The organism is Alteromonas sp. 4NS20-0143 (assembly GCF_057542855.1).
Genome location: NZ_BAAJLR010000004.1, coordinates 288,618 through 306,207 on the forward strand (window position 1 = coordinate 288,618; position 17,590 = coordinate 306,207).

Below are 17,590 nucleotides of genomic sequence, written 5' to 3' on the forward strand. Positions count from 1 at the left end.
TATGTATAAGGACTTTTTTCACTTCAACGAAATGCCGTTTTCGCTTACGCCGAATACCGATTTTTTCTGTGCGTTAGCACCGCACAATGAAGCGTTAAAAGTTATCCTTACCGCGCTAAGCATGTCCGAAGGTTTTATAAAAGTGACTGGCGAGGTAGGGACGGGAAAAACGTTGCTTTGCCGCAAACTTATCAATCATTTATCAGACCGATTTGTAGCGTGTTATTTGCCAAATCCGTACTTGTCTCCTGACGAATTACGCATCGCTTTTGCTAAAGAGTTGGGAATTAAAACGGGCAAGACGAAAGAGCGGGTTAACCTGCACAACAATATTGAAGAAAAGCTGTTGAGCCTCAAGGCCGAAGGACGTCAGGCAATTCTTATTATTGATGAAGCACAGGCGTTAAGTTGGGATTCGCTGGAAATACTTCGACTGTTTAGTAATTTAGAAACTGAGAAAAGTAAGCTGCTTCAAATCGTACTCTTTGGCCAGCCAGAATTAAATGACAATCTTGACAACCAAAGAGTGAGGCAGATTCGCCAAAGAATTACCTTTTCTTACTCGCTGCGAAAAATGACCCGCGCTGAAGTAGACTATTACATTGGACACCGATTAGTGACAGCCGGCGGTGATGAAGGGCTGATCCCTCGTTATTTGCGTCCTTTCATTGCTTTTACAAGCTCAGGTACCCCGAGATTAGTGAATATTGTATGTCATAAACTCCTTCTCTCTGTGTATGGAGAAGGAAAGAAGGCGGCAACATGTAAACATTTGGTCAGCGCTATTTTGGATACTGAAGACTGCAGGCGACGGGTGCTGCCTCAAAAGCGTTTGTTTTTTCTTTCTCTTGCGCTCGTTGCAGCGCTGGGCACTTGGCAAATGACGCTAGGTGGCTTATGAGTATTTTAAACAACACGTTGAAGTCGCTTGATGATAGAAACCAAGAAAGGGATTTTGGTTTACCGCCCACTGTACAGCTTCGCAAGTCTTTTTCTATACGCAAAGTATTCGCGCTAATCGCCGTGCTAGTTTTGGTGGTGTGGTCGGCACTTTACTTTATAGGTGATAAGCCAGAGAGCTCGCAAAACTCAACGGCTTCCAAAGAGCCTTCTGCAAACGCTTCTAAAACCGCATCTGAAGCTCTTCCCCAAACGGCTTATGACACGTCCGACTCGTCGCCGAGTGAAGGCATGCAGAGCGTGCCTTTATCTGATAAGGACAGAGCATTACTAGCCCAATCTACGCCCGTCGTTGAGCAAGTGTTTGAGCAAGAGTCTGAGCAAGTGTTTGAACAAGTGCCTGATCAGTTAGAACAAGGCGCTTTAGAAGAAAGCCAAGCAGGGCAGTCAGCCTTTGATGATGAGGCTGAATATAGAAAAGCCAGAGAGGCGGCGATTCAAGAAGAAAGGCTAAAAGAGGCCGCTACCCAAGCTACGGCGAGTGTAACAGGTATCAAAACTGCCACTGCTGACAACAATGCGGATGATAGAGACGCTGTTGATAATAATATTGCTGATAGAAAGAGAACGACAACAAACAGCACGATAGTAAACAGCACACCCTCAATAACACCTAAAACTCAGAAACAGCAGAGTGCGGTTCACTTAGACGCCGGTTTAAACGCTTATCAATTTGGTATGTTTGAAGATGCCGAACAGAATTTTCTACTGGCACTTCAGGTTGAGCCTAAAAACCATGAGGCCCGCAAGCAACTTGCCGCTTTATACTTCGGACAAAATAATATTCCAATGGCGCTGTCTATTTTATCAAAGGGGGTGAGCATTGAGCCTCAAAACCTAATGTGGCGAGAGCTAATGGGTAAAATTCTTATCGCAAAAAGTCGCTTCGAAGAAGCGTTAAGCGTTATGCCTGAAGCATTTAACCAACAGGCGGTAAAAGAGCAGCACAGCGACTATCTCATTATTATGGGTACTGCCGCTCAAGCAATCAATAAGCCAGAGGTTGCTATATCAGCATTCTCTGCCATGACGGCTTTACAGCCACAAAATGGAAAGTGGTGGTTGGCCTTAGGGGCTAATTATGACCAGCTAGGGCAAGACGGTGAGGCCATTAAGGCGTTTGAAGCCGCACTCGCCCAAGGGGGCGTTTCTCCTGCATCTAAGCAGTATGTCATCGAAAGGTTGAATGCATTAAAGGAGGTACGTTAATGCAACCACGGTTAAAAATGCGATTAGGTGACTTACTTGTTCATGAAAATATCATCACAAGCGAGCAGCTTAACCAAGCACTGTCAGCACAGCGAAGTACAGGGCGTAAACTGGGCGACACATTAATCGATCTCAATTTTATTGGCGAGCCACAGTTATTACGCTTTTTAGCGCAGCAGCTAAATGTACCGTTTTTAGATATTTCCCACCGCCAAATTACGCCGGAACATGCTCAGCTTTTACCGGAAACCTACGCTCGGCGGTATCGCGCGCTGGTACTTGAAGTAGACGATAAGACCGTATTGCTCGGTATGAGCGATCCCACTGATTTAGGCGGGCTTGATCAGTTAATGCCACTATTTGAGCCACGCACTGTAGAGCTGGCCATTGTACAAGACAATCAAATTGTTGAGGCATTCGACTCGGTTTACCGTCGTACGCAGGATATAGCTTCATTTGCAGAAAAGCTTCATGAAGAATACGAGGACGATGTTGAATTTGAGCTATCTGCGTTAGATGACAATACGTCAGACGCTACGGTAGTTAAATTACTGCATTCTATTTTTGAAGATGCAGTACAGGTGCGGGCGTCAGATATTCACATAGAGCCGGATGAAAATATATTGCGCATTCGCCAGCGCGTAGATGGTGTGCTGCAAGAGAACACCTTAGATCAGGTGAAGATTGCGTCGGCGCTCGTTCTGCGTTTAAAGCTGATGTCAGGTTTAGATATTTCAGAGAAGCGTATACCTCAGGACGGCCGTTTTAATATTAAGGTAAAGGGTCACACCATAGATGTGAGACTCTCAACTATGCCGGTGAGTAACGGCGAATCAGTAGTAATGCGTTTATTAGATCAATCTGCAGGGTTACTTACCCTTGATCAAACCGGCATGCCCGACGCAATGGTGCGCAAATTTCGCGCTGCCATACATCGCCCTCACGGGATGATTTTGGTCACAGGTCCAACAGGGTCCGGTAAAACAACTACGTTGTACGGCGCCTTGAGCGAACTGAACAAACCAGATTTAAAGATTATTACTGTTGAAGACCCCATTGAATACAGGCTGCCTCGAATAAACCAGGTACAGACTAACGCCAAAATAGGGTTGGATTTTGCCTCTATTTTACGGACTACGTTACGTCAAGACCCAGACGTTATCATGGTAGGAGAAATGCGCGACCAAGAAACCGTGGAGATAGGCTTGCGGGGCGCACTAACTGGCCACTTAGTGTTAAGTACGCTGCACACCAATGATGCAGTAACCAGCGCTATTCGTCTTATCGATATGGGGGCGGCGCCATATCTTGTGGCTACCTCGCTAAGAGGCATTGTGGCACAGCGATTAGTAAGGCGCATATGCGAAAACTGCAAAACCACCAGCGCCCCGAGTGTTCAAGAGCAAGCATGGGTTCGCTTCTTAATGCCCGAACTTGAAAACGCCACCTTTTACAAAGGAACCGGATGTAACACCTGTAATCATACGGGGTACAAAGGCCGTATTGGTGTGTTTGAAATGCTGGAAATGAATGAAGATATGATGGAGTCGCTGCGGGGAAATAACACCCAGGGCTTTGTTGATGCCACAAAAGCGAATAAAGATTTCACACCGCTTTCTCATATGGCGCTCGATTATGCCGCAGAGGGTAAAACGTCTCTTGATGAAGTGTTTAAAGTGGCGGAGTTCGTGCCAGAGGTAATTAATCACTAATGCCACAGTTTGAATATGCTGGTAAATCTGCACAAGGTAAACCTATGAAAGGTTTTATCGAAGCTGCCTCTCAACAAGGGGCGGCGCAGGCATTGCTGGCGAAAAAAATTGTGCCGTTGACCATACAAGAATCGAAAAAACAGTCATCTAACTCTGGGCTTAATGTTGATGTAAGTGCGTGGTTTGAATCAAAGGTTGGCCTTGATGAGATGATTATTTTCTCTCGTCAAATGTACTCTTTGTTAAAAGCGGGTATCCCTATCATTCGAGCCATAAGAGGGTTGTCTGAAAACGCATCGCACAAGCGTTTTCAAGCAGTATTAAAAGACATTGCGGAACAGCTTGAACAAGGAAGAAGCCTGTCGTCGGCCATGTCCAAATATGAAAACATTTTTTCTAGGCTGTCTATTTCCGTTGTGGTAGTAGGGGAGAACACCGGTAAGTTAGACGATGTGTTTTTGCAGTTGGCCCTTTACTTTGAAAGAGAGCAGGAAACACGTAAGCGTATAAAATCAGCTCTGCGGTATCCCACCTTTGTGATTATCGCGTTGGTTATCGCCATGTTTATACTTAACCTGTTTGTGGTTCCCGTTTTTACGCAAATGTTCGCACGGTTTAATACTGAGCTGCCGTTGATGACGCGAATACTAATCGGTACTTCTGATTTGTTTGTTAACTACTGGTGGGTGATGCTGGCGGCCCTTGTTGGTGGAATAATTGCGGTGAAACAGTACCTTAATTCGACTAATGGACGGTTGAAATGGGACAAATTTAAACTAAAGTTGCCTATTGTTGGTGGCATTATTGAGCGATCATTGTTGTCACGGTACAGCAGAAGTTTTTCGATGATTCTGCGTGCAGGTGTACCACTAACCTCCGGTTTATCGTTAACCGCAGATGCTGTTGATAATGCTTATATGCGTACTCGTATTATTGAAATGCGAAAAGGCATCGAGAAAGGCGAGAGTTTACTGCGGGTTTCTAAATCGAGTGAGCTGTTTTCAAATTTAGTTCTGCAGATGGTTGCAGTAGGTGAAGAAACCGGTCGTCTAGAGCCGCTCCTTGACGAAAGCGCAGACTATTACGAGCGTGAGGTAGATTTTGATTTAAAAAGCCTCACCGCAAAAATTGAACCTATACTTATAGGGTTCGTTGCGGTGATGGTGTTAGTTCTAGCACTAGGTATTTTTACCCCAATGTGGGACATGATGTCAGCGGTAAAAGGCGGCTAACGTGATGAATACTCATGTGGTCAAACGTTAAGTGAAAGTGGCGCGAAGCGGGCTTCTCAACTTTATTACCATTGGTATTTTATTAGCGCTAGTGACGATGGCTTATGTCAACCACATGATGCCTGTTTTAGAAGAAGCTGAAACGGTAAAAAAAGAAGCGTTATTAGGTAATTTTCAGCGCATTGTTATGCAAGCTAGAGCGCAGTGGATAAGAACAAAAAGCTCACCCGTTTCTATTTATGAAACCCAGGTGGACCCCAGCGGCACGCTGTCACAAAATAAACACGCTGGAACGAGTGTGGCAATAAACACAAAGGGTTGGCCAGTGGGTTCAGCGAAAGGCAGCACTAACCCATGTGACTATTTACTTTCGCTAGCCGGGGATGAAGTTGGCAGTGAGATGCACAGTAAGATGCGTAAGCAAAATGGATTCTTAGTGTGTGAATATTTTATCGATGAGCAACCGTGGTTTACCTATAGCGCTGAGAATGGCGCAATGAGAAATCACTATTCATATTAACGTTGGCGGGTTACCGCAAAAAAAGAGGGCGTGGCAGTGAAACAACAAGGTTTTACACTCATTGAGTTGATCATTGTGGTCATTATTTTAGGGCTACTGGCGGCTACGGCATTACCTCGTTTTATTGATGTAACCGATGAAGCGCGAGAAGCCAGTGTTGAAGGCGTTGCTGGTGGCTTTGCTGCCGCTGTAGGGCTAGTGCGCGCGCAGTGGGAAGTGGAAGGTAGACCAAATGGCAATAACGGTAGTGCCAACGGAACAGCGATCACTTATGACCAAACCCCAGTGGGTGTGGATGGCACTGTGGGTTACCCAACGGGCAGTGCCGCGGGCAATACGCTGATAACGTCGGTAGACGTAAACCAGTGTAAAAACGTGTTCGACTTAATACTTCAGTCTGCACCTACCAATACTACATCAACTAATGATGCTGTTATTGCAGATTTTAGGTATGCAGTGCGTATTAATGGCTCAGGCGCAAATACGATATGTAACTATTATTTGGTGCAGTCTATGGGGTTACCCAATAACTCTGCGCCAGCTGACGGTGTACCAGATGGTACAACTAACGATGGATTTACTTACAACCCGGCCACTGGCCAGGTAACTGTTTTTTAAATAACGCATAGGACGTTAAATTATGCAAAAAGTATCAAAGCAACAGGGTTTTACCCTTATCGAACTTATCATAGTTATTGTATTACTTGGCATCCTTGCGGTTACCGCGGCGCCAAAGTTTTTAAACCTACAAGATGATGCCAGAGATGCAACATTAGAGGGCATAAGAGGTTCACTTGAAACTGCTGCCTCGGTCGTTAATGGCAAAGCATTAATCCAAAATGTATCAGGCACAGCAGCTACCCCTGCAACTGTAAACGTAGGTAACAGTGTCACTGTTACTGCTGTAAATGGTTATCCGCAGGCGATAGCAGCGAACGTCAATGCGCTTATTGATTTTGATGCAGCTGAGTTTGGTGTTGTTGCGTTAGCTTCTGGCACTGACGTACTGGTTTATTCAACGGGCTTCGGGGAATACAGTACTACGGCTCCAGATGCTACAACATCGGCATGTTCGGTTGTGTACTCAGATTCAACTGGCGCAGGCGTACGTCCAGTGATCACCGTTAACACGTGCGTTCAGTAATGTGAAAAAGTTAGGTTTTACACTTGTAGAACTTATCATAACCATATTGGTTATTGGGGTGCTGGCAGCTACTGTCGCGCCCCGTTTTTTAGGCAACGACAGCGAAGAGGCTACCGCCCTTCGAGATAGAACACTGCAAGTAGTGCGCAACATTCAGCTGCGTGCCATGCAAAATGTCAACGACACTAGCTGTGTTAAAATTACCCCATCTATCCTAGCGCCGCCCGCAGGACATGACTGTAGCAATGCTGTTTCTACTGCATTTGATAGCGACCAAGTTGTTAATGCCCCTTCCGGTTTTTCGTTTCAGACTATTGATGAGAATGACGCTGCGTTTACGCAAATTCAATTCGATAATATGGGAAAGCCAAGCAATATTGCGTGTAATAACCCGTGTGAAATTCGAGTAAAGAATGTGGCGGTGTGCCTACAGCAAGAGGGCGCGATATATGCGTGTTAACTCTTTTGTGGCAAGTCGCGGATTTACCCTTCTTGAGCTGATAATCGGTATTGTTGTTTTTTCAATTAGTCTTACCGTTGTACTTTCCCTTATTGCTCCACAAGCAGCACAAACGGCTGAGCCTTTGCGGCAAGTCAAAGCAGCAAAGCTAGGTCAGTCATTGTTAAATGATATTTTAAGTCGCTCCTTTGACGAAAACAGTGACAGAAGCCCGCCATTTGAAACCTGTAACGAAAAAGGAAACTGTTCTACTACTTTAGGCCCTGAAGAAGCCAATGAGAACGACTATGACGATGTAGATGATTACAACGGGTTTGCACTTGCTGACGTTGGAGGCATTTATGCGAATTACAGTGTGAGTGTAGTGGTTGAATATGACAGCGATTTGAGCGACAGCACTGTAAATGACGGTGATACGTTTAAGCGCGTGGACGTTGCAGTAACCGCGCCCGATGGTCAAACCTATGGCTTTAGCGCATACAGGGGCAGCTATTAATGAGCGGGCCTTCTTCTCAAAAAGGTTTCACCCTTATCGAGCTAATCCTAGTGATAACTATTTTAGGCGTGATTAGTGTATCTATCGCTCAGGTTATTTCACTAAGTGCGCAAATATATGTTACCGGTGCTGAGCGTACAAGATTAGTCTCTGAGGCGAGGTTTATCATCCTTCGCCTCGAAAAAGAGCTGCGAAATATAGTGCCTAACTCGGTTTCCTACGACCCGACTCTTGGCTGTTTAACCTATTACCCAATAAAGCAAAGTGGCACTTACGTGGATGATGCGTTCGACAACCCCATGCACGTGGTGGTGTTTAACAGCACTCTTGCTGTAAACGATACGCTGGTGGTATATCCAACTAACCCACAAAGTGTTACCGATAATGGCCGTACGATAGATGCTATCAACAGTGCCGCCGATGCCCCTACAAGCGTAAACCAATACGATCTAACCCTGAACACACCAGTAAATCAAACGTCACCGGGTAAGCGTTTTTTTGTACCTGAAGCTCAAGTTTCTGTGTGCAAAGCGACCAGCACCGCCGGAGAAGCGTTAGTAAGAACCCAAAACGGAACCAGTGGCCTTATTGCCACCAATGTGTCCCAATGGAGCGCAAATATTAGTACTGCAGGGTTACAGCAAAATGGCTTAATAGAGTTACAGTTAACCCTTCAAGCACGCGGCGACGAGCCCCTTTCAATATTGCACGAGATTCACTTTCCCAATGTTCCCTAGCCGAAGCGTATTGGCGCAGCGTCAAACATTACCCAAAAAGCAGCGTGGCTCTACAATTGTGGTGGCGCTTATTATAAGCATCGTGCTTTTAGGGTTAGGTATTGCACTTTCCAATCAGATTTCATCTACCGTTCGCCAGCAGTCTATCGAATATTACGGTGCAAGAGCTTACTTAACGGCGCAAAGCGCGTTGGAGGTGGCTATATTCCGGGTTGTCAGCGGCGGCAATCCACAGTGCAGTGTGGTCACTACACCCGTAACATTTAGTACCACGAATATGCAAAACTGTTCGGTCAGCCTCTCTTGCGAGGTTGAGATTAATGTGGATGAGCCAGAAGTGAGCGGTGGCGCAATAAGGGTTTATTCACTCGGGGCTCTTGCTGCTTGCAATAGTGGTCAACTCAATACGTCCCGTGAGCTGTTAGTAGAAATAAGGCAAGAAGAATGATGTACACCAAATTTCAATTGGCTTTGCGTTTGGCAGCCACGCTGACAGTTTTATTTTGCTTTAACGCTTTTTCGGTGCCTCAAATTGAGGGGCGTTTTATTGAATTGCAAAATACCTACAATAAAGCAGAGTGGACAACGATCAGTTTTTCTCAAGTTTACGACGAGCCGCCAGCAGTATTTATGCTCTCTACAAGCCAAGGGGCAAACCCTGCAATTGTTAAAATTCGTAACGTGACTCGAACTGGGTTTGAGGCTTTGCCCCTTGAGCCGTCAGGCGAAGATGGCCCGCATGTCACAATGGGGGCGCACTATCTCGCCATAGCCTATGGTGTTCATGAATTTCCAGACGGCGATATTGTAGAAGTGGGTAAGATACAGCTAGGGCCCGACACGATTCAGGCGGCCCCAAACTCTCCCTGGTACGGTGTAGGGGGGCTGACAGGGTCAGATGAGTCCCGTTATGCCCAGGTGCAATTAGAGACTGATTTTGGCGAACAGCCGGTATTCTTTCACTCCATCCAAACACTTAACAATCAAATAGACGTTAATGGAAAAAAACCGCCCAATGAGCACTTGTTGCCCTATTTAACCATTGCCGCCAAATACGATGCGGTTGGGAGTAATTTAACACCTGCGATACCGCTGCTCGACATGGCGTACTTTATCGCGCTGGAGGCGTCTGAAACTGAATTCGGGCCTGTATCTAGGGATGAAACCGTTGCCTACATGGCAACGACAGAAGGTTTTGGACGCAGCTTTTTTGATGATAGTGGCAAAGAAGTGGAGTGGGAAGCTGACTTTGCTGACACGCTTATTTCTGGTTGGGCCGATGGTTGCTTCCAAAATGACTTTAAAAATAATTATTCATTAACGCCGTTAGTAGCGGCAAGCAAAATAAGTCGAAATGGGGCTGATGGCGGATGGTTGAGAAGTTGCACCGTAAACAAGAATCGTCTAGGTCTAAGGGTTGATGAAGACAGAAGCGAAGATAGTGAGCGAAATCATTCCCCGGAAGAGGCGAGTATTCTGGCGATGACCTCAGAATTTGTGTTTAGTGGAAATCTTCCAAGCTGCGATGTTGCATTCCCCGGTGCACTGGCTACCTTTGGTGGTAGCGATATCTTTCTTTCTGCTTCATCACGAGTTATCGATGAAAACAATGGTGTGTTAACCACATTTGACTTAAGAAGCGATGTTGATAGAAGCGATGATAGTTTTCCTGACTGTGGTGTTAATGGCCAAAAATGCACTACTACCAACACCGATGCATTAACCGAATCACAATCCAGAGCTATTCCAACCCTTGATATTCAGGACACTGGACCCGAGTTGGGCACTACGCTAGCCGGCGATTATTTTTTCAAGCGCCAAGCAGTGGTAATTGGGCCAGGAAATTATGATGTTGTTGCACCTACGAGAATTTATATTGCCGATGCTGGTGGCGTTATGCCAACGCTTCTCACTATCGCCGCTGCTTCGATTAATGTGGAAGATGGCGCGTATTTGGCGATTTATGTAGACGGTGACGTTGTCATTGATGGGGCAAACCCCAATGCACTCATTTTGGCTAAAGGACAAATCAGGTTTACTAATGTGCTAAGCGGTAACCTTGTCGGCCGATTTACCGCAGGTGCAGGGATTACGACCGACGACACGCTGCTGCTTACTGCGAATAATGTTCCTGCGTCTATTCCCGGAATTTGCGGGCGAGAAGTCATTGAGGTGCTTAACCATTACCGTTTTGAAATGGCCGATAACAAGGGAAGCAGTTGTGCAGCAAAAAGCGTGACGCTTAAAGCATGTGCTGACGTCGACTGCAATCTTCTTTATTCCCAACCCTCTACAGTCGGCTTATTGCCAGCGTCGGGTAACAACTATACGTGGTCTCCCGCTGATAACGTTTCATTTACTGGGCAGACAAGCCTTAATATCGAAAGCTTAAAAGGTAACGACCCGGTTTTAGCGACCTCTGGCGAAACACCATCTTCACAGCTGCGCTGTTTTATTGGCGGTAAAGAGGTGGCACTGGGAAGCTGCAAAATAAACTTTGAAAAAGACGGGATGGTCTTTAAAAATATCACCGATGGTAACGACGTTATTGTTTCTCAAATTTCCGGTAAGCCATCAGATGTTGGGTTTAATAAGAAGACGTATGCAGTTGAAGCCTGCGAAACTTCTGACTTGCTGCGAGATAAGGAAATTGAAATAGACATGAACTACAACTGCTCAAGCAGCGGCAATTGTTCAAATCAAATGCTCATTAGTAACAATAACAAAGACTTCACACTAGGACTCTCACCAACTGCCGTGCCGCTTTTATTTAATAGCGACTCACAAGCCATCATCACCGTGCAATACCCCGATGCTGGTGAGGTATCGCTGTCAGCAAGTATAACTGGGCGCTCAGGTGTGGCAGGCTCATCAAATTTATTTACGGTAAGGCCATTTGGCTTCGCTACTCGTGTTTTAAATAATGCTGGAACAGGCCCAAATGCGAATGCATATGCGTTTTCTGCTAATGACTCGTTGCTCGCGTTAACCGGTGAAGAATTTATTTTGGAGCTGCGAGCCACCCAATGGGTAGAGGGTGAAGATACCAATGAAGATGGCATACCAGACGATTTTAGTGCTCTTGATAACAATATATCGGCTGAGCATTTTTCTGGCACTGTATCTTTAGCACCCACCGCAATTCTGCCCGCAGCTGGCGTTACTGGCAACTTAGGGTTATCAGCATCAAGTACAGGAGGTACTGCTCAAGCAGTATTTAACGATGAGTCTGTTGTAAACGTAGGGCTTAACTACGATGAAGTTGGCACTGTTGTGATTAATGCAAGGGCGCCGTACTTAACCAGTACTTTAGTTCAGGGGCAAATAGCGAATGTGGGTCGTTTCGCTCCAGCAAACTTCGCACTTACGGGGAATGTGGATGCTGCCTGTGAAGTTGGCCAGAGATTCACTTATTTTGATCAACCCATTTCAAATGTGTCTTACACACTTTCAGCACTTAATCACAACGGACAGCGCACCAGTAATTATCGTGGGGGCTTTGATAAGCTATTCGGGCTAGAGATGGTTATTGAGTCTGATGGCGTGCTACTTGACCGTTTAGCTAATGTAGACGTGATAAGTTGGCCGCAATCAGGTACTACTGGGCAAATTAACTTTACCGACACTGACATCATCTTTACGCGCCTTGGCAGTGCTCAGTTGGACGGGGCGTATACGAACACCTCGCTGGTATTGAATATTGAACGCGGGCAATTAGAAAATGCCTTGGTTAACGGCAGCTCATGCTCAGGAGTCTGTTTGGCAACTGTTGATGCAGGCCTCGACTTTGCCTACGGAAGAGCCACGCTAGTGAATAATTACGGTAGTGCTAACGAACCATTACTACTGCCATTTTCTACCCAATTCTTTGATGGTCAAGACTGGCGTATAAACGCGAATGACAGCTGCACAGCGTATGATCACACTGGGGTTAACGATGCATCAAACGACTTAGCCACTGAAAATTCAGGCACATTATCGCAGGGGAGTTATGTGTCTGGTGAAGGTATTCGAATTACTTCGCCTAACGGCGAAGGTGAATTCTTTGTTACCTTTGATACCCCGCCGTGGTTACTGTGGGATTGGAGTAACAACGACGTGGCAGATGAACCTCCCTCGGCCACGTTAACCTTTGGTGTATACCGAGGTAATGACAACATTATTTATAAGCGCGAGAAAATAGGCAACTAGTGCGCGTGTTCACTCACGCCCTTATACACGCTTAGACAATTTCAACTTTTGACAAGGTATTAGGTTGATTATCTTTATACAGTAGTGAGTTTCCTACTACGGTTATGTGTTATTGTCGTGATAGCGCTGCGCTGTAACAATGCTGCGTGACATATGGCAAACATATTGGTTTCGCATTGATTTGATAAAAAATGAAGATATTTTAACGGTAACCATCGGCATTGCTTGCCGAAAATTGCCCCCATTGTTAAAGTGTGCGAAATTACATTCGACTTCACGTTAAAGCGTCGCCATCTCATCCTTGCAAATACGCGTTAACATAAAAACAGGAATACACTCTTCATGTTTAAAAAGCTTCGAGGCATGTTCTCTAACGATCTGTCCATCGACCTCGGAACAGCTAATACGCTGATTTACGTTAAAGACCAAGGTATTGTTCTCAACGAACCCTCAGTAGTTGCTATTCGACAAGAACGTGCAGCAGGCCCTAAAAGTGTGGCTGCAGTAGGTGCAGAAGCAAAGCGTATGCTAGGTCGTACGCCGGGTAATATCCGTGCAATTCGCCCTATGAAAGACGGTGTTATCGCCGATTTCTACGTGACTGAAAAAATGCTTCAGCATTTCATTAAGCAGGTTCACGACAATAACTTCATGCGACCAAGCCCGCGAGTTCTCGTTTGTGTACCTTGTGGTTCAACTCAAGTTGAACGTCGCGCAATTAAAGAATCGGCCCTAGGTGCCGGAGCGCGCGAAGTGTATCTCATTGATGAACCGATGGCAGCGGCTATCGGTGCAGGCCTACCAGTGTCAGAAGCCCAAGGCTCAATGGTGGTTGATATCGGTGGTGGTACTACCGAGGTTGCGATTATCTCACTTAATGGCGTGGTGTACTCGTCTTCAGTGCGCATTGGCGGTGACAAATTTGATGAAGCAATCATCAACTACGTTCGTCGTAATTTTGGCTCACTTATCGGTGAGGCAACAGCAGAGCGTATTAAGCACGAAATTGGCGCGGCTTACCCTGGTGAAGAAGTACGTGAAATTGAAGTACGTGGACGCAACTTGGCTGAAGGTGTGCCTCGTGGTTTTACACTTAACTCAAATGAAATATTAGAGGCACTTCAAGAGCCGCTAACGGGTATCGTTTCTGCGGTCATGGTTGCATTAGAGCAATCTCCACCAGAGCTTGCATCAGATATTTCTGAGCGCGGTATGGTGTTAACCGGCGGTGGTGCACTGTTAAAAGATTTAGATCGATTGTTGATGGAAGAGACCGGTATTCCGGTGGTTATTGCTGACGATCCACTTACTTGTGTAGCGCGCGGCGGTGGTAAGGCATTCGATATGATTGACCTCCATGGTGGCGACTTGTTTAGTTACGAGTAAACAGGTAAGGCAACCTTAAGGTTGCCTTCTTTGTATCATGGATACTATATTTACTCGCGGTCCCTCATTAAACAACAGACTGACACTGGCACTTGTGCTGTCGGTGCTGTTGATATTCGTCGACCATAAATTAGAAGGGTTTAAGTCTACCCGCGTATACTTAAACTCTCTTATGAGTCCCATTCAGTATTTAGCCAATCTTCCTGGCCTCATTTTAAGTGAGAGTGCTCAAAGACTGACGTCAAAAGAGCAGCTTCTTGCAGAAAACCAAACTATGTCTAACCAATTGCTGTTGATGAGCGAGAAGCTTCAGCAGTTTGATGTGGTGGTTAAAGAAAACGAACAGCTTAGATCCCTGTTGCAAGCTCCCATGCGACAAGAGTCCCGCAAAATGGTGGCAGAGCTTATGGCGGTAGATAAAAATCCCTACAGCCAGCAGGTGGTCATTAACAAAGGCGCCATTGACGGGGTGTATTTGTCTCAACCTGTCATAGACGACTCGGGTATTGTGGGACAAGTGATGGAGGTTGGGTCGACCAACAGCCGTGTTTTACTTGTCGCGGATGTAACCCATGCCATTCCGGTGCGTTCATTGCGCAACGATATTCGTTTTATCGCTACAGGCAGCGGCTCTCTCAATGAGCTATACGTTGAACATGTTCCTCATAGTGTTGATATTCAAGAGGGCGACCTTTTAATATCGTCTGGTTTAGGAAGCATTTTTCCTGAAGGCTACCCAGTTGCCCGGGTGACACAAGTGGTGAGAGATGAAAGCCGTCCTTTTGCTCGGGTTATTGTTACACCTACGGCAAGTCTTGACCGACTGCGTCATCTACTGTTGCTGTGGCATGAAGACGATGACGACGGTGGAACAGGTGATGAAATTGACGGTGAAAGTGAAATAGAGCCCGAAGACAACGTGGTAGAAGAGTCAGAAGATGCGTAAACGCAACGTTATTATTTGGGGCAGCATTATTATAGCCTTGGTGTTGCAAATTGTGCCACTGCCCATCCAAGCCGATGTTTATCGCCCTGATTGGGTGTTAGTGGTTTTGGCGTACTGGAGTATGGCATTGCCTAATCGGGTAAATGTGGGTGTTGCGTTTATCACCGGTGTTGCAATGGATATTCTGGTGGGCACGACGCTAGGCATTCATAGTCTTGGCCTCAGTGTGTCGATATACATTTTGGCGGCTAACTATCAACGCTTGAGAAACTATTCAGTGTGGCAACAAGCGATTATTATCGGGCTACTGTCTTCGCTTTATCATTTGCTGACTTTTTGGGTTCAACACCTTCTTACCGATATCTATTTCCAAGTTGATTACCTGTGGCCCGTTGCGGCATCTATGGTGCTGTGGCCCTGGGTGTTTTGGTTACTGCGCAAAACGCGAAGACAGTTTTCCATCATGTAACAATGCCGGTTGTGCGCGGCAGACGTCATGTTATGCCGTGTATATCTACATAATAAGGTTTTGCCAATGCATTCTCACCTCATACTTGCCTCTGCATCGCCTCGGCGCACTGCACTGTTAACTCAAATGAATGTGGCTCACACCATTTGTCCTGCCGATATCGATGAAACACCCAAACTAGGTGAAAAGCCAGATGATTTAGTTGCGCGCCTTGCTAGCGAAAAAGCACAAGCCGTGATGAAAAAGCTCGAAAAGCAACAGGCTTTGCAAGACAACACCGTGGTGCTGGCAAGCGATACACTGATTGCCTTTAATGGCGAAAGCCTAGGCAAGCCAGAGGATAAAGCTGACGCTTTTCGCATACTCACCATGTTGTCGGGGCAAACGCATCAGGTGCTAACCTCAATTAGTGCCCTTAGCCAGTTAAAACACGTAACCCGTACAGTAGTGACAGCGGTTACTTTCGCCTCACTAACTAAACAGCAAATCATCGATTACTGGGAAACTGGCGAGCCAGCCGATAAAGCAGGCAGTTATGCTATACAGGGCATAGGTGGTGAATTCGTCGTTTCTATTAACGGCAGTTCAAGTTCTGTAGTAGGATTACCCTTGTATGAAACGCGTCAATTGCTCAACGAATTTGGAGTTGTGAAGTGAGTGCTGAGCTATTAATTAACGTTACACCGTCAGAGTCTCGAGTTGCCCTTATTGAAAACGGTATTTTGCAAGAAATACACGTTGAGCGGCACACTAAAAAAGGGCTGGTGGGGAATATCTACCGCGGAAAGGTAAGCCGTGTATTACCGGGTATGCAGGCCGCATTCGTGGATATAGGGTTAGAAAAAGCGGCATTTCTTCATGCTTCCGATATCGTTATTCATAACGAGATTGCCGAGGAAGTATCAGCAAGTCACATTCAAAAACAAGATATTCGAGAGTTGGTACGCGATGGACAAGACATCGTTGTGCAGGTGGTTAAAGACCCTATTGGCACTAAAGGCGCTCGTTTAACCACAGATATCACCATTCCTAGTCGGTACCTTGTGTTTATGCCCTCTGTGACTCATGTGGGCGTGTCGCAGCGCATTGAGGAAGAAGTAGAGCGAGAGCGCTTAAAAACCCTGGTACAAGAATTCTGTGATGAAAACGGCGGCTTCATTCTTCGTACGGCTGCTGAAGGCGTGGGTAAAAGTGAACTGCAGCAAGACGCCGCCTTTTTGCGTCGACTGTGGGATAAAATTCAATCTCGGATGAAAAAACGCAAGTCTAACGTGCTGTATGAAGATTTGCCGCTAGCGCGAAGGGTACTTCGAGACTTTGTCGGCACCGAGCTAGATAGAATTCGTATCGATTCCAAGTTGTCGTTTCAAGAGCTGTTTCAGTTTACTAAAGAATACGTACCTGAAATGAATGGGAAGCTGGAGTATTACACCGGCGATAGACCAATTTTTGATTTGTATGATGTTGAAAATGAGGCGCAGCGTGCGCTAGAGCGCCGTGTAGACCTAAAATCCGGTGGCTACTTAATCATTGATCAAACCGAAGCAATGACCACTATCGACATCAATACGGGGGCCTTTGTTGGTCACCGCAATCTAGAAGAAACCATCTTTAACACCAATACTGAAGCTACTCAGGCTATCGCTCGTCAACTGCGTTTACGCAATCTAGGTGGCATGATCCTTATCGACTTCATCGATATGATTGAACCTGATCACAAACGACGGGTCTTACATTCATTAGAGGTAGCGACAAACAAGGATAGAGCCAAAATCAATATTCACGGTTTTACCGCGCTGGGGTTGATAGAAATGACCCGCAAGCGAACCCGTGAAAGTATTGAGCATATTTTGTGTGGTGAGTGCCCAGTGTGTAAAGGGCGCGGCACCGTGAAAACAATAGAGACAATTTGCTTTGAAATTATGCGTGAAATTGTGCGCGTAAACAGAGCCTATGATGCTGACAAATTTGTTGTTTATGCGTCCCCCAAAGTTGCTGAAGCGCTGATGGGAGAAGAGTCTCATATGTTGGCTGAGTTAGAAGTGTTTGTAACGAAACAAATTAAAGTGCAAACCGAAACATTGTACAACCAGGATAAGTACGACGTCGTTATGATGTAACGCTTTAA

The 17,590-nt window shown here is 45.9% G+C and carries 17 protein-coding genes; all 17 read left to right on the forward strand.

Features of this window, described 5'->3' with window-relative positions:
• Position 1: 1 nt before the first annotated feature.
• The 17 genes from AC27HD_RS11480 (at position 2) to rng (ending at position 17,582) form a co-directional block, all read left to right on the forward strand.
• Positions 2-901 (forward strand): ExeA family protein, encoded by a 900-nt coding sequence (locus tag AC27HD_RS11480; RefSeq protein WP_487105943.1) that lies wholly within the window; start codon positions 2-4, stop codon positions 899-901.
• Entirely contained in the window at positions 898-2,169 is a 1,272-nt protein-coding gene (locus AC27HD_RS11485; RefSeq protein WP_487105945.1) for a tetratricopeptide repeat protein, read from the forward strand. The genes AC27HD_RS11480 and AC27HD_RS11485 overlap by 4 nt, the downstream gene beginning before the upstream one ends.
• On the forward strand, positions 2,169-3,881 hold the full coding sequence (locus AC27HD_RS11490; protein WP_487105947.1) for a GspE/PulE family protein: 1,713 nt from the start codon (positions 2,169-2,171) through the stop codon (positions 3,879-3,881). The genes AC27HD_RS11485 and AC27HD_RS11490 overlap by 1 nt, the downstream gene beginning before the upstream one ends.
• Positions 3,881-5,113, forward strand: a complete 1,233-nt coding sequence (locus AC27HD_RS11495; protein WP_487105949.1) for a type II secretion system F family protein — start codon at positions 3,881-3,883, stop codon at positions 5,111-5,113. Before AC27HD_RS11490 ends, AC27HD_RS11495 begins: the two co-directional genes overlap by 1 nt.
• Positions 5,114-5,144: 31 nt before the next feature.
• Positions 5,145-5,633: a hypothetical protein gene (locus AC27HD_RS11500; RefSeq protein ID WP_487105951.1), complete on the forward strand. Its 489-nt coding sequence runs from the start codon at positions 5,145-5,147 to the stop codon at positions 5,631-5,633.
• A 30-nt stretch (positions 5,634-5,663) separates the two neighbouring features.
• Positions 5,664-6,251, forward strand: a complete 588-nt coding sequence (locus AC27HD_RS11505; protein ID WP_032094833.1) for a prepilin-type N-terminal cleavage/methylation domain-containing protein — start codon at positions 5,664-5,666, stop codon at positions 6,249-6,251.
• A 22-nt stretch (positions 6,252-6,273) separates the two neighbouring features.
• The gene (locus AC27HD_RS11510; RefSeq protein ID WP_487105953.1) at positions 6,274-6,777 is read left to right on the forward strand and encodes a type II secretion system protein; all 504 of its coding nucleotides are present in this window, start codon (positions 6,274-6,276) and stop codon (positions 6,775-6,777) included.
• Position 6,778: 1 nt separating this feature from the next.
• Complete coding sequence (locus AC27HD_RS11515) at positions 6,779-7,237, forward strand: type II secretion system protein (protein WP_487105955.1); 459 nt, start codon at positions 6,779-6,781, stop codon at positions 7,235-7,237.
• On the forward strand, positions 7,227-7,733 hold the full coding sequence (locus AC27HD_RS11520) for a type IV pilus modification PilV family protein (protein WP_487105957.1): 507 nt from the start codon (positions 7,227-7,229) through the stop codon (positions 7,731-7,733). Before AC27HD_RS11515 ends, AC27HD_RS11520 begins: the two co-directional genes overlap by 11 nt.
• Positions 7,733-8,470 carry a type II secretion system protein gene (locus tag AC27HD_RS11525; protein ID WP_032094809.1) on the forward strand — a complete coding sequence of 246 codons (738 nt, stop codon included), beginning with the start codon at positions 7,733-7,735 and terminating at the stop codon, positions 8,468-8,470. Before AC27HD_RS11520 ends, AC27HD_RS11525 begins: the two co-directional genes overlap by 1 nt.
• 10 nt (positions 8,471-8,480) lie before the next feature.
• A complete protein-coding gene (locus tag AC27HD_RS11530) occupies positions 8,481-8,918 on the forward strand; it encodes an agglutinin biogenesis protein MshP (RefSeq protein ID WP_487105959.1) in 438 nt (145 codons plus the stop codon).
• Positions 8,915-12,661 (forward strand): DUF6701 domain-containing protein, encoded by a 3,747-nt coding sequence (locus AC27HD_RS11535; protein WP_487105961.1) that lies wholly within the window; start codon positions 8,915-8,917, stop codon positions 12,659-12,661. The genes AC27HD_RS11530 and AC27HD_RS11535 overlap by 4 nt, the downstream gene beginning before the upstream one ends.
• Before the next feature lie 342 nt (positions 12,662-13,003).
• Positions 13,004-14,047, forward strand: coding sequence for a rod shape-determining protein (locus tag AC27HD_RS11540; protein WP_032094811.1), 1,044 nt, complete (start codon positions 13,004-13,006; stop codon positions 14,045-14,047).
• 37 nt (positions 14,048-14,084) lie between these two features.
• Positions 14,085-14,993 (forward strand): rod shape-determining protein MreC, encoded by a 909-nt coding sequence (mreC, locus tag AC27HD_RS11545; protein ID WP_032094812.1) that lies wholly within the window; start codon positions 14,085-14,087, stop codon positions 14,991-14,993.
• The gene (mreD, locus tag AC27HD_RS11550) at positions 14,986-15,462 is read left to right on the forward strand and encodes a rod shape-determining protein MreD (protein WP_163106644.1); all 477 of its coding nucleotides are present in this window, start codon (positions 14,986-14,988) and stop codon (positions 15,460-15,462) included. The genes mreC and mreD overlap by 8 nt, the downstream gene beginning before the upstream one ends.
• A 66-nt stretch (positions 15,463-15,528) precedes the next feature.
• Positions 15,529-16,119 carry a Maf family protein gene (locus AC27HD_RS11555; protein WP_487105964.1) on the forward strand — a complete coding sequence of 197 codons (591 nt, stop codon included), beginning with the start codon at positions 15,529-15,531 and terminating at the stop codon, positions 16,117-16,119.
• The gene (gene rng / locus AC27HD_RS11560) at positions 16,116-17,582 is read left to right on the forward strand and encodes a ribonuclease G (protein ID WP_032094815.1); all 1,467 of its coding nucleotides are present in this window, start codon (positions 16,116-16,118) and stop codon (positions 17,580-17,582) included. The genes AC27HD_RS11555 and rng overlap by 4 nt, the downstream gene beginning before the upstream one ends.
• The last annotated feature ends 8 nt before the right edge of the window (positions 17,583-17,590 follow it).